Source organism: Zobellella sp. An-6, from assembly GCF_052487945.1.
The window spans coordinates 3,703,826-3,716,586 of the sequence record NZ_CP199259.1 but is presented as its reverse complement, the minus strand read 5'-3'; the positions used below and the strand labels follow the sequence as shown (position 1 = coordinate 3,716,586).

Sequence of the window (12,761 nt, the reverse complement as noted above, 5' to 3'; positions counted from 1 at the left end):
TAGTGATTGCCGTTGAATGACTCCAGCATAACATCAAAGTGGTGGGCTTGGGAGTCTGCCACTTGGCAGACTCCCTTCGACATCAAGCGGTTATCTGAGCACCAGATAGATGGAGGAGTTGCCACGCTGGATGTTGAGTGCGATCACCGCGGGCTTGCCCTGGATGATCTGGCGCAGGTCGTTGAGGTCGCGTACCCGCTGGCGGTTGACACCGATGATGATGTCGTCCTTCTCCAGGCCGGACAGGGCCGCCGGGGAACGGGAGGTCACCTCGGTGATCTTGACGCCCTGCACCGGATCGCCGCTGCCGGTGTTGGCCAGTGCCGCTCCTTCCAGGGACTCGTGCAGGGTATTGGCCTGGATATTGGCTTCATCGGCCCGGGTCAGGGTCACGTCCAATCGCTGCTCCTTGCCATCCCGGAACAGTCCCAGGGTCACCGTCTTGTCCGCGCCCATGGTCGCGACCTTGGCTCTCAGCTCGCTGAAGGAGCGGATCGGCTGGCCGTCCAGGCTGACGATGATGTCACCGGCCTTCAGCCCGGCCTTGGCGGCGGCGGAGTTTTCCAGCACCTGGCTGACGAAGGCGCCGTGCTGGCTGCGATAGCCGAAGGTACGGGCCAGCTCCGAGGTCAGCTCCCCCCCCATGACCCCCAGTACGCCGCGACGCACCTCGCCGTATTCGAGGATCTGGTCGACCAGGTTCTTGACCATGTTGGCGGGAATGGCGAAACCGATACCGATGTTGCCGCCGCCCGGCCCCAGGATGGCGGTGTTGATGCCGACCAGCTTGCCTTCCAGGTCGAGCAGGGCGCCGCCCGAGTTGCCGGAATTGATGGCGGCATCGGTCTGGATGAAGTTTTCCAGGTTTTCCACGTTGAGGCCGGAGCGGCCCAGGGCGCTGATCACGCCGGTGGTGACGGTCTGGCCCAGACCGAAGGGATTGCCGATGGCGATGGCGAAATCACCGACTCTGAGGCGGTCGGAATCGGCGAAGGCGATCTCCACCAGATCCTTGGCTTCCACCTTGAGCAGGGCAATATCAGACTGCTTGTCGGCGCCGATCAGCTCCGCCTCGTATTCCTGCCCGTCGATCAGGGTGATCAGTATCTTGTCGGCATCTTCGATCACGTGGTTGTTGGTGATCACATAACCCTGCCGGGCGTCGATGATGACACCGGAGCCCAGGGCCTGGAAGGGCCTCTCCTGGACCTGTTCGCCCGGCATATCGGGCCCGAAGAAGAAGCGGAAAGGTTCGGGCAATACCTGGCGGCTGACCTTGCTGCCGGAGACCGAGATGTTGACCACGCCGGGGCTGACCTTTTCCACCACCGGAGCCAGGCTGTTGATTTCAGAACCGGCCCCAAACGGCAGGGCGGCCTGGGCGGCAGGCAGTACCGCCAGTCCCAGGCTCAGGGCCAGGGCGGATACGAGGGGGAGACGACCTTTCATGCACATGCTCCTAACTGGACTGGATATGATATTCAGGGAAATTGTTCCATCTGACCGGAACCGAGCGGCAAGAGTTCCGACATGGCCGCAATTACTTCATCATCATTAATTGTGGCTTTCGCATGGAAGATCAAGCCCCTGTCCTGGTAGGGACTTGCTCATCGAGGGACAGGGCATTTACACTGGGGCCCCCAATCGTTGCCATATACCCTAATGACCCCGAACGAAAAATACCAGGCGGATCTCGGCCGCCCCGATTTTGTCCGCGATGCCGCCCAGGCCATGGCCGTGTCCCACCTGCAGCGGCTGTTCGATGAACTGAGGGTGCCCCGGGAAGAGCCCAGGCTCAGCCTGTGGCAGAAACTGACCGGCAAGCCGGTGCTGCGGCAGGCGGTCAAGGGACTCTATTTCTGGGGCGGCGTCGGTCGGGGCAAGACCTACCTGGTGGATACCTTCTACGATTGCCTGCCGTTCGACAACAAGCTCAGGGTGCACTTCCACCGCTTTATGGGACGGGTGCATGACGAGCTGAAAACCCTCAAGGGCCAGGCCGATCCGCTCAAGGTGGTGGCCGAGCGGCTGGCGCGGGAGGCGCGGGTGATCTGCTTCGATGAGTTCTTTGTGTCCGACATCACCGACGCCATGATACTGGGGACCCTGTTCCAGTATCTGTTCGGGCATGGGGTCATACTGGTGGCCACCTCCAATATTCCGCCGGACGAACTCTATCGCAATGGTCTGCAGCGTGCCCGTTTCCTTCCGGCGATAGCGCTGATCAAGGAAAACTGCGAGGTGGTTAACGTCGACTCGGGCGTGGATTACCGGCTGCGTACCCTGGAGCAGGCGGAAATCTATCACTCGCCTCTGGACGCCCAGGCCAAGACCAACCTGGAGCAGTATTTCGCCCGGCTGACCAACGAGCCGGGTAGCTGGGGAGGGAGTATCGAGATCAATCATCGCCGCCTCAAGACCATTGCGGAAGGGGACGGGGTGCTCTATATCGACTTCCAGGAGCTGTGCTGCACGGCCCGCTCCCAATTCGACTATATCGAGCTGGCGCGCTGCTATCACTCGGTGCTGCTGGCCAACGTCATGCCGATGGGGCTGGACAGCGACGATGCCGCCCGCCGTTTTATCGCCATGGTCGACGAATTCTACGAACGCCATGTCAAGCTGATCATCTCGGCGGCGGTGCCGATGGCGCAGCTCTACGGCCAAGGCCGGCTCAATTTCGAGTTCAAACGCTGCCTTTCCCGGCTGACCGAAATGCAATCCCATGAATATCTTGCCAGGGAGCACCTTCCTTAGTCACAATATGCGCCCCCGGGATCAGGGCATGATCACGGGGAAGGGGCGGGCGGGCCGACTAATTTCAATGGGCATTGAAATTATCAGGTGATTTTTAAGGCAACTTTACCTATAATCGCCCGGCCCACGTTACACAGCCACCGATCAGGTGGCATCACAGTAAGCAGACTGGTGCTCGAAGGGGTGCAGGTCTGGTCGTGTTTTGCGCATCTGCGCAAGTGTAGGATTCATTATTCAGTAATTTGGGTTCATCCATGAAAACTTTTGTTGCTAAGCCAGAAACCGTAAAGCGTGACTGGTATGTTGTTGATGCAGAGGGCAAAACTCTGGGTCGTCTGGCCACCGAGATCGCTCGTCGCCTGCGTGGTAAGCACAAGCCGGAATTTACTCCCCATGTTGACTGCGGTGACTACATCATCGTGATCAATGCCGAGAAAGTTCAGGTGACCGGTAATAAAGCCGAAGACAAAATCTACTACTCTCACTCCGGTTTCCCCGGTGGCATCAAGTCCATCAGCTTCGAGAAGCTGATCGACCGCAAGCCCGAGATGGTGATTGAGTCTGCCGTTCGCGGCATGCTGCCCCGTGGCCCGCTGGGTCGTGCTATGTTCCGCAAGATGAAAGTCTTCGCGGGCAGCCAGCACAACCACGCTGCGCAACAACCTCAAGTACTGGACATCTAAGACGGGATTAGGCAAATGGCAGAAACTCAATACTACGGTACCGGTCGTCGCAAGAGCTCCACTGCGCGCGTATTCGTAAAGCCGGGCAGCGGTAACATCGTTATCAACAAGCGCTCACTGGATCAATACTTCGGTCGTGAAACCGCCCGCATGGTGGTACGTCAGCCGCTGGAACTGGTGGAACTGACCGAGAAGCTGGATCTGTACATCACCGTTGCCGGTGGTGGCATCTCCGGTCAGGCCGGCGCTATCCGTCACGGCATTACCCGTGCCCTGATGCAATACGACGAAACCCTGCGTGGCGCCCTGCGTAAAGCCGGCTTCGTCACCCGCGACGCCCGTCGCGTCGAGCGTAAGAAAGTCGGTCTGCACAAAGCGCGTAAGCGTCCCCAGTTCTCCAAGCGTTAATTGGGATTGCAGTTCTATATATCAAAGCCCGGGTTTACCCGGGCTTTCTGTATGGGGAGTCGCGGGACGAATCCGCTGATAATTTGTTGTTTTACAACAAATTATCTTGCTAAATAACAGTTTTTCGGCCCTTTTCCCGTCCTTGTAAAATACGGCGCTTTTCTTTAGAATTCCGGGGTTTTTTTGTGGCAATTGAAACCATGATATCCGCCGCGGTTGTCACAAGGCAGTCTCAATGCATGGAACGAACAATAAACGCGCGGAGACCAAATGGGAGAGTTTTTGGATGAGCAATGCGCCAGTTGATACCGGCCGCCGCAGATTTCTGACCTGGTCAACCACAGCCGTGGGTGGGGTCGGAGCTGCTTTTGCCGCAGTGCCCTTTATCGCATCGTGGAACCCCAGCGCCAAGGCAAAAGCGGCCGGGGCTCCGGTAGAAGTAGACGTCAGCAAGATGGAACCCGGCCAGTTGATCCGGGTGGAGTGGCGTGGCAACCCGGTGTGGGTCGTGCGCCGGACCCAGGATATTCTGGATGCCCTGCCCAAGCATGACAACCAGTTGCGGGATCCCAATTCCGACGAGCCACAACAGCCGGAATATGCTCAAAACGCTTACCGTTCCATCAAGCCGGAGCTGTTTGTGGCCGTGGGGCTTTGCACTCACCTGGGCTGTTCGCCGACCTATTTGCCCAACACCTTCGGTGAACAGGTGCAGGGGGTAAGCGCCGGTTTCTTCTGCCCTTGCCATGGCTCCAAGTTCGACATGGCCGGTCGTGTGTTCCAGGGGGTTCCCGCACCGCTCAACCTGGTCATTCCCCCCTATTACTATGTCAACGATACCACCATCCTGGTCGGTGAAGACAAGGAAGGAGTCTAACCATGCTGGGTAAACTCGTAAGCTGGATCGACGAGCGCATTCCGATGACGGCGACCTACAACAAGCACGTAGGTCAGTATCCCGCGCCGAAAAACTTCAATTTCTGGTACTTCTTTGGCTCCCTGGCCATGCTGGTTCTGGTCAACCAGATCCTCACCGGCATCTGGCTAACCATGAGCTATAACCCGTCCGGTGAGGGTGCCTTCGCCTCCATCGAGTACATCATGCGCGACGTGGAATACGGCTGGCTGTTGCGTTACATGCACTCCACCGGTGCCTCCGCCTTCTTCGTCGTAGTCTATCTGCACATGTTCCGCGGTCTGATCTATGGTTCCTACCAGAAGCCGCGCGAACTGCTGTGGATCTTCGGCATGCTGATCTTCCTGGTGCTGATGGCGGAAGCCTTCATGGGCTACCTGCTGCCCTGGGGCCAGATGTCCTACTGGGGCGCCCAGGTAATCATCTCCCTGTTCGGTGCCATTCCGGTGATCGGCGACGATCTTACCCTGTGGATCCGCGGTGACTATGTCATCTCCGGTGCCACCCTGAACCGCTTCTTCGCGCTGCACGTCATCGCCCTGCCGCTGGTGCTGGTGCTGCTGGTGTTCCTGCATATCGTCGCGCTGCACGAAGTGGGCTCCAACAACCCCGACGGTATTGACATCAAGAAGAACAAGGACGAGAACGGCTGGCCGAAAGATGCCATCCCCTTCCACCCCTACTACACCGTCAAGGACATAGTGGGTGTGGCCGGCTTCCTGTTCCTGTTCGCCTTTGTGATCTTCTTTATGCCGGAAGGTGGCGGCTACCTCCTGGAGGCGCCCAACTTCGAGGCAGCCAACCCGCTGAAAACGCCTGAACACATCGCGCCGGTCTGGTACTTCACCCCCTTCTACGCCATCCTGCGGGCGGTGCCCGACAAGCTGATGGGCGTCATCCTGATGGGGCTGTCCATCGCCGTGCTGTTCGTGCTGCCCTGGCTGGATCGCTGCAAGGTGCGCTCCTTCCGCTACCGCAGCAAGCTGCACCTGCTCAACATCGCCCAGTTCGTGGTGTGCTTTATTATTCTGGGTGTCCTGGGCGCGTTGCCGTCCACGCCGGTGCTGACGCTGCTGGCTCAGGTGTGTTCGTTTGGCTATTTTGCCTTCTTCGTCCTGTTGTTCTTCTACAGCAAAAACGAGAAAACCAAGCCGCTGCCAGAGAGGGTTACGTTCAAATGAAGAAGTTAATCATCGCCGTCTTTACCCTGCTGCCCTCGCTGGTGATGGCAGCCGGCCCCAGCGTGGCCCTGGACGAGGCCAACTATGATCTGAGCGACAAGGCCTCGCTGCAGAATGGGGCCAAGCTGTTCATGAACTACTGCGCCGGCTGCCACAACACCCAGTACCAGCGCTACAACCGCGTGGCCGAGGATCTGGGCATTCCGGAAGACATCATGCAGGCCAACCTGATTTTCACCGGTGCGCCTATCGGTGAGCTGATGCACAGTGCCATCCCCGAACAGGATGCGGCCAACTGGTTTGGTGCGCCGCCCCCTGACCTGACCCTGGTGGCCCGGGTGCGTGGTGCCGACTGGATCTATACTTACCTGCGCTCCTTCTATAAGGATGACAGCCGTCCCTTCGGCGTGAACAACCTGGTGTTCCCGTCCGTGGGTATGCCCCATGTGCTGGAACCCCTGCAGGGCTCTGCCCGCCTGGAAACCATAGTGCGTACCGTGGACGGCCATGAAGTGGAAACACCGGTCGGTATCGAGTCCGACGGCAATGGCGAGCTGACCACGGAAGAATATGACAACGCGGTGCTGGATATCGTCAACTTCCTGGTCTACTCAGGTGACCCGGTGAAGCTGGAACGCCACCGTCTGGGTTACTGGACCCTGGGCTTCCTGGCCATTTTCTTCGTCTTTGCTTATCTGCTGAAGAAAGAATACTGGCGTGACGTACACTGATTAGACATCGTCTAAGCTGAACAGGGGAGCGGCAATGGGGCTAAAATGCTTCCATTGCCGTTCCTATTTATGATTTGCGGAGGATTCAATGGCAGTTGCGGCCAACAAGCGTTCTATCATGACGTTGTTTTCGGGTGCTGATGATATTTACAGCCATCAGGCACGTATCGTGCTGGCGGAGAAAGGGGTGAGCGTGGAAATCAGCCAGGTCGAGCCTGACAGCCTGCCCGAGGACATGCTGGAACTGAACCCCTACGGCACCGTGCCGACCCTGGTTGACCGGGAACTGGTCCTTTACGAGTCGCGCATCATCATGGAATATCTGGATGAGCGCTTTCCCCATCCGCCCCTGATGCCGGTTTACCCGGTAGCCCGGGGCAACAGCCGGTTGATGATGCACCGTATTGAGCAGGATTGGTATTCCCTGGTCAAGCGCATCCAGCAGGGTGACAAGGCGGAAGAGGCCCGCAAGGAGCTGCGTGAGGCGCTGCTGGCCATAGCCCCGGTGTTTGCCGAGTATCCTTACTTCATGAGTGAGGAGTTCAGTCTGGTGGATTGCTACATGGCGCCCTTGCTGTGGCGTCTGCCTTCCCTGGGGATAGAACTGTCCGGCCGTGGTGCCAAGGAAGTCAAGGCCTATATGATCCGGCTGTTCGAGCGGGAGTCTTTCCAGGCGTCCCTGACCGAAGCCGAACGCGACATCGGCGGCAAGGTATAACCATGGATGAGATGACGCCCAGCCGGCCCTATTTGCTGCGCGCCTTTTATGACTGGCTGCTGGACAACGAGTTGACACCGCACCTGCTGGTCGATGCCGGTGTGCCTCATACCGCAGTGCCCCAGCAGTTCGTCAAGGATGGCCAGATAGTGCTGAATATCGCCCCCCGGGCAGTGGTGGGACTGCAGATGGACAATGAAGCGGTCAGCTTCAATGCCCGTTTCGGCGGTTCTCCCTTCCAGGTGTATATTCCGATGGCGGCCATCATTGCCATCCAGGCTAGGGAAAACGGTGCCGGCACCTTCTTCCCGCCGGAGCCGGCCTACGAGGCGTGGCTGGCCGCGGCCAGCGCGCCGGCGGCGGAAGACGAGGCCGCCGCCCCGCCGGAAATGGACGAGGCCCAGCCTTCGACCGGCAAGAAGGGCAAGCCCAACCTGCGGGTGATCAAATAAAAAACGCAGCCGCCAGGCTGCGTTTTTAATGGTGTCCAGGCTCAGGGTGCGGCCTGGACAAACTCGAAGACGGTAATGACCCGGGCTACGCCGCTGATACTACGGGTCAGTTGTACCGCTATGTCCGCTTCCTTCTGGGTGACCAGGCCGATCAGGAAGACCTCCGAATTTTCGGTAACCACCTTGATCTTGGTGCCGTCGATGTTTTTCTCGGCCAGCAGGGTGCTTTTGACCTTGGAGGTCAGCCAGGTGTCCTGGCTCCGCGCCGCAAGCGAGAGGGGCTGTCCCAGGCGGACCTCGTTGTAAACCTCGGCCACGCCGGGTACCCCCCTGACTATCTCTTCTGCCTGGCGTCGGTATTCCTCGGTGGGCGTTTGGCCGATCAGCAGGGTCTTGGCATTGGTGGTGACGACCGCCAGCCGGCTGGCGTCCCACAACGGCTTGGTTTCGCCCAGCCGGTGCAGGGCGCGCATGTCGATGGCCTGGTCGCTCAGCTGAGTCGACACGGTCCGGCGATCGGTAACGGCGCCGACACCGGTACCGGCGCCGGCCACCATGACACCGGCACAGCCTTGCAGCAGCATGACGGCGCCGAAGAACAGCAAGAATCGGATTTTCATGGTCAATCCTCCTGTTTGGGAAAGAGGGTGCGATCGATCAGATCGCACAGGCAATGCAGGGTCAGCAGGTTGACCTCGTGGATGCGGGGCGCGCGCAGGGCCGGCACCCGGATCTCCACGTCGTTGGGGCCGAGCAGGCCGGCGAGCTCGCCGCCGTCGCCGCCGCTCAGCGCCACTATGGTCATGTCCCGGCTCAGGGCCGCTTCTGCCGCCTTGATCAGGTTGCGGCTGTGGCCGCTGGTGGAGATCACCACCAGCACGTCGCCGGCCTGGCCCAGGGCCCGGATCTGGCGGGCATAGGCCTCGTCGAAATGCTGATCCACCGAAATGGCGCTGATGCTGCTGGTATCCAGGGTCAGACAGAGGGCGGGCAGGGCCGGGCGCTCGGTTTCGTAGCGGTTGATCAACTCGCTGACGAACAGCTGGGCGAGGGCGTTGGAGCCACCGTTGCCGCATACCAGCAGCTTGTTGCCGTTGAGCAGGCACATCACCATCATCTGGGCGGCGGCCAGTATGCCATCGGGCAGTGCCTCGGCGGCGGCGATTTTGGTCTGGATGCTTTCGGTGAAGCTGGCTTTGATTTCTTCCTGCATGGGGTTCCTTAAAAGGCGTTGGGGATCCAGTCGATAGCGTTTCCGTCACAGGCGACGAGATCGAAACGACAGGACTGGCGGGATTCGTTCAATCCTTGGGATTGTAAGTAGCTGAGGGCGGTCCGGCGTAACCGTTGCTGCTTGGCGGCGGTGACCGAGGCGAGGGCACCGCCGAAGTGAGCGCTCTTGCGATAGCGCACTTCCACGAAGACCAGGGTGGTGCCGGCACGCATGATCAGATCGATTTCACCGAGCCGGCACTGGTAGTTGCGTACTACCAGGCTCAGGCCCTGTTCGAGCAGGTATTGCTCGGCCCGGCGTTCGAACTGCTCGCCCCGGGCCCGGCTAGTTCCCGCCGGGTAACCAGGCGCCATTGCGGTATTCCATCCATTGCAGGCGGCGCTGTAACACCCCCTGGGGCGAAACCGACAGCTCCCCGGTCAGGGCCGGCACCGAGGGGGCTCCCTGGCGCAGCTGGGTCAGCTGCGGGATCAGGGCCAGGGCATCGTAGCCGAAGGCGAACAGCCGCTGCCAGCTAATACCGGCGTTGGGCCACAGGTTTTCTATTTCCTCCTTGAGCTGCGGTGCGCCATCGAAGATCCAGGGCATGTCGGCCAGTTGCAGGCCGTTGAGTTCGCTCATGGGAGCCTCGTCGTCCGGCACATAGCTGCGCGAGGTGACATAGGTGGGCAGGCGGGCGGCCCGGCTGTCCCGCACGAAGTCGAAATAGGGCAGTATCACCCGGGTCTCGGTCGCGTTGGTCACCATGAACACCGAATCGATGGGCTCGGGGGCGCCGGTCCAGCCGTTGTCGTCGAGGGGTTGAATAACGCCGGCCACGGCCGGCGGCGGGCTGCTGGCCAGGGCGCGGCGCACGTCCGACTCTATCGAGCTCTGGCCGCTGAAGTAGGCCAGGATGGCCGCTCGGCCACTCTGCTGCTGCCAGTTTTGGCTGAACTCGGTGGCTATCCGGCGGCCCAGCTCGTTGTCGGGGGCAAACACCAGAGGCTGGCGGTGTCCCTGCTCCCACATATGGCGGGAGGCCTCGGCGGCCTCTGCCTCCGGGGACAGGGCGAAATAGTAGAAATGGGGCAGCTCCTGCTGCTGGCCTGGGACATTGAGGGCCAGCACCGGCATGGCGGGGGCCAGTTCGGTGAGGGCCTCGACCTCTTCCTTGAGCAGCGGGCCCAGGATGAAGTCGGCACCGGCCTGCTGCACCTGCTGGTAGAGGCCGTTCATGTCCCGGCCGTTGGTGTCGAAGAAACTGAGACGCGAGCCCTGGCCCTGGTGAGCACTCAGTATACCGTTGCGGATGGCATCGGCCTGTTCCGCCAGGCGGCCCGACAGTGGCAGCAACACGGCGATATGGGCGGGCTGGTAGGCGGTGGTAACGACCTGCTCCGCCGGCGTGTCGGCCGCATAGACCTGGCCAGGATGATCCGGATAGGCGGCCAGCCAGGATTGCAGTTGCCATTGCCGCTGCCCCGCCGGCAGGCTGTCGCTGTTGAGGATGGCCATCAGGCGGAACCAGCCGTTGGCCGGGGCGCTGTTGGCCGGGCCCTGGGCCTGGCGCAGGCTCTGGGGAGAAAGGGATTGCAGCAGGCGGTGGATATGCTCGCGATTGGCTTCCCGATCGCCGCCACTGAGCAGCTCCTGCCGCTCGATCAGCGCCTTGGCGGCTTCCAGGGGTTGTTGCCGCTGTTCCAGGGCGCTGGCCTGCAGCTGCAGTGAGTAGAGGATGGCGGCGCGGGACAACCGGGCCCTGTCGAGGTTGCCCAACAGCCGCAAGGCCTCCGCCGGGTTCTTCTGGGCCAGCGTCAGTGCGCCCTCCAGCACCAGCAGGATGGATTGCTGCTGGGGAGATGCCTGGTGGCGCAGCACGTCCAGCTGCTGGCTCGCGGTGGCGGTGTCCCCCTGCTGCAGGGCCGCGCGTATCGCCAGCACCCGCCAGCTGAAGGCATCGGGCTCGGGGGCCCGCTCGGCCAGGGCCTGATACTGTTCGGCCGGCTGCTCGATGAGGCTGAACATGTCCGGCGCCGGCGGTGGTGGTTCCTGGGGCTGCAGGATACCGGTGCCGCAGGCCATCAGGACGGAGGAAAGCACCAGGGTGCACAGCAGTCGTGTTACACTGTCGCGTTGATATTGTGTCGCCAATCCCATTTATCCCAAGCTGTGTCATTCTGGTCCTAAGTGTAATAGGGCCAGGACGGTGAAACAATTGCTTGCACAGGAGTCCCCATGAGCCAAGCGGCCGCACTTTATATTGTGCCCACCCCCATCGGCAACCTGAATGATATCAGCCAGCGTGCCCTGGAAACATTGCAACGGGTCGATTTGATCGCCTGTGAAGATACCCGCCATACCGCCAAGCTGCTGTCCCATTACCAGATTAGTACGCCGACCTGGGCGTTGCATGATCACAATGAACAGTACAAGGCGGAGCAACTGGTCGGCCGCCTGTTGAATGGCCAGAGCATCGCCCTGGTGTCCGATGCGGGCACGCCGCTTATCAGCGACCCGGGTTATCACCTGGTCAACCACTGTCGTGAAGCTGGTGTCCAGGTCATCGCCCTGCCCGGGCCCTGCGCGGCCATCACCGCCCTGTCGGCCGCCGGCCTGCCTACCGACCGGTTCGCCTTCGAAGGATTTCTGCCGGCCAAGGACAAGGCCCGTCTCGACAAGCTGGAAAGCCTGAAGGGCGAGACTCGTACCCTGGTATTCTACGAATCCCCCCGCCGTCTGCTCGACAGCGTGACGGCCATCATCTCGGTGATGGGGAGCGCACGGCGGTTGGTGGTGGCCCGCGAGCTGACCAAGACGTTCGAGACGGTTCACAGTTTGCCGGCGGCCGAAATGCTCGAGTGGCTAAAGGAGGATGACAACCGCAGCCGGGGGGAGATCGTGCTGATGGTGGCGGGCCACAGGCCAGATGGTGACGCCTTGCCGACCGAGGCTCTGCGCACCCTGGCACTGTTGCGAACAGAGCTGCCCCTGAAGAAGGCGGCGGCGCTCACCGCCGAGATCCACGGCGTCAAGAAGAACGCCCTCTACAAATACGGGCTGGAACACCGGGAATAAGGCCGCTGGCATCGATGCGGGGACTGTTGTACACTCCGCCCCGGAGTTGGCCGGGTGATCGCTGCTTCGTCGTTGTGCCTCCGGGCAAACGGGCGGAGGGGAGGAAAGTCCGGGCTCCATAGGGCAGGGTGCCAGGTAACGCCTGGGGGGCGTGAGCCTACGACCAGTGCAACAGAGAGCAGACCGCCGATGGCCCGCAAGGGATCAGGTAAGGGTGAAAGGGTGCGGTAAGAGCGCACCGCGCGACTGGCAACAGTTCGTGGCACGGTAAACTCCACCCGGAGCAAGACCAAATAGGCCTCCTACAGGCGCGGCCCGCGCTGGAGGCGGGTAGGTTGCTTGAGCCAGTGAGCGATCACTGGCCTAGAGGAATGATTACCGACCGAGTTCGCTCGGTACAGAACCCGGCTTACAGGCCGACTCCATTATTTTTGAAAAAACGCAGCCTTGGCTGCGTTTTTTGTTGGCCCCGAGGCTGCGTCATTCTTAATTTGACGCAGCGGCAGCCGGACCGCGGTATCGAATGGTGGCTCGGCGGGGGCCGCCAGGTCGGCCCGTCGCTATGGCTGCATGTGGGTTCGGCTTCTAGCAGAGAATTTTATTTGCTCCACTTTTTTGCAAATT

Annotated in this window: 14 protein-coding genes and 1 other RNA gene; 10 read left to right on the top strand and 5 right to left on the bottom strand. The window is 60.8% G+C overall.

Going from position 1 to position 12,761, the window contains the following annotated elements; genetic code table 11:
• Positions 1–90: 90 nt before the first annotated feature.
• Positions 91–1,449 (bottom strand): Do family serine endopeptidase, encoded by a 1,359-nt coding sequence (locus ACT7DK_RS17380; RefSeq protein ID WP_445401365.1) that lies wholly within the window; start codon positions 1,447–1,449, stop codon positions 91–93.
• A 213-nt stretch (positions 1,450–1,662) separates the two neighbouring features.
• Between ACT7DK_RS17380 and zapE the strand changes: the two genes are divergently transcribed.
• From zapE to ACT7DK_RS17340, 8 genes are all read left to right on the top strand, one after another.
• Entirely contained in the window at positions 1,663–2,757 is a 1,095-nt protein-coding gene (gene zapE / locus ACT7DK_RS17375; protein WP_445401363.1) for a cell division protein ZapE, read from the top strand.
• 254 nt (positions 2,758–3,011) lie between these two features.
• The gene (rplM, locus tag ACT7DK_RS17370) at positions 3,012–3,440 is read left to right on the top strand and encodes a 50S ribosomal protein L13 (protein WP_094039193.1); all 429 of its coding nucleotides are present in this window, start codon (positions 3,012–3,014) and stop codon (positions 3,438–3,440) included.
• Between the two features lie 15 nt (positions 3,441–3,455).
• A complete protein-coding gene (gene rpsI, locus ACT7DK_RS17365; protein WP_445401360.1) occupies positions 3,456–3,848 on the top strand; it encodes a 30S ribosomal protein S9 in 393 nt (130 codons plus the stop codon).
• Between the two features lie 286 nt (positions 3,849–4,134).
• The gene (gene petA, locus ACT7DK_RS17360; RefSeq protein WP_445402396.1) at positions 4,135–4,725 is read left to right on the top strand and encodes a ubiquinol-cytochrome c reductase iron-sulfur subunit; all 591 of its coding nucleotides are present in this window, start codon (positions 4,135–4,137) and stop codon (positions 4,723–4,725) included.
• A gap of 2 nt (positions 4,726–4,727) precedes the next feature.
• Positions 4,728–5,945, top strand: a complete 1,218-nt coding sequence (locus ACT7DK_RS17355; RefSeq protein WP_445401358.1) for a cytochrome b — start codon at positions 4,728–4,730, stop codon at positions 5,943–5,945.
• Positions 5,942–6,676, top strand: a complete 735-nt coding sequence (locus tag ACT7DK_RS17350) for a cytochrome c1 (protein ID WP_445401356.1) — start codon at positions 5,942–5,944, stop codon at positions 6,674–6,676. The genes ACT7DK_RS17355 and ACT7DK_RS17350 overlap by 4 nt, the downstream gene beginning before the upstream one ends.
• Positions 6,677–6,764: 88 nt before the next feature.
• Positions 6,765–7,394 carry a stringent starvation protein SspA gene (sspA, locus tag ACT7DK_RS17345; protein WP_445401354.1) on the top strand — a complete coding sequence of 210 codons (630 nt, stop codon included), beginning with the start codon at positions 6,765–6,767 and terminating at the stop codon, positions 7,392–7,394.
• A gap of 11 nt (positions 7,395–7,405) precedes the next feature.
• Entirely contained in the window at positions 7,406–7,846 is a 441-nt protein-coding gene (locus ACT7DK_RS17340; protein WP_445402394.1) for a ClpXP protease specificity-enhancing factor, read from the top strand.
• A gap of 41 nt (positions 7,847–7,887) precedes the next feature.
• Here the strand turns inward: ACT7DK_RS17340 and dolP are convergent, their stop codons facing one another.
• The 4 genes from dolP to ACT7DK_RS17320 are packed head-to-tail and all read right to left on the bottom strand — an operon-like array spanning position 7,888 to position 11,219.
• The gene (gene dolP / locus ACT7DK_RS17335) at positions 7,888–8,466 is read right to left on the bottom strand and encodes a division/outer membrane stress-associated lipid-binding lipoprotein (protein ID WP_445401352.1); all 579 of its coding nucleotides are present in this window, start codon (positions 8,464–8,466) and stop codon (positions 7,888–7,890) included.
• Positions 8,467–8,468: 2 nt separating this feature from the next.
• Complete coding sequence (locus tag ACT7DK_RS17330) at positions 8,469–9,059, bottom strand: D-sedoheptulose-7-phosphate isomerase (protein ID WP_445401350.1); 591 nt, start codon at positions 9,057–9,059, stop codon at positions 8,469–8,471.
• Between the two features lie 8 nt (positions 9,060–9,067).
• A complete protein-coding gene (locus ACT7DK_RS17325; RefSeq protein ID WP_445401348.1) occupies positions 9,068–9,433 on the bottom strand; it encodes a YraN family protein in 366 nt (121 codons plus the stop codon).
• Positions 9,405–11,219, bottom strand: coding sequence for a penicillin-binding protein activator (locus tag ACT7DK_RS17320; protein ID WP_445401346.1), 1,815 nt, complete (start codon positions 11,217–11,219; stop codon positions 9,405–9,407). The genes ACT7DK_RS17325 and ACT7DK_RS17320 overlap by 29 nt, the downstream gene beginning before the upstream one ends.
• A 78-nt stretch (positions 11,220–11,297) precedes the next feature.
• On the opposite strand from ACT7DK_RS17320, the gene rsmI reads away from it, so the two are divergent.
• Positions 11,298–12,137, top strand: coding sequence for a 16S rRNA (cytidine(1402)-2'-O)-methyltransferase (gene rsmI / locus ACT7DK_RS17315; RefSeq protein ID WP_445401344.1), 840 nt, complete (start codon positions 11,298–11,300; stop codon positions 12,135–12,137).
• 42 nt (positions 12,138–12,179) lie between these two features.
• An RNA gene (rnpB, locus tag ACT7DK_RS17310) (RNase P RNA component class A) lies at positions 12,180–12,565 on the top strand.
• Positions 12,566–12,761: the final 196 nt, after the last annotated feature.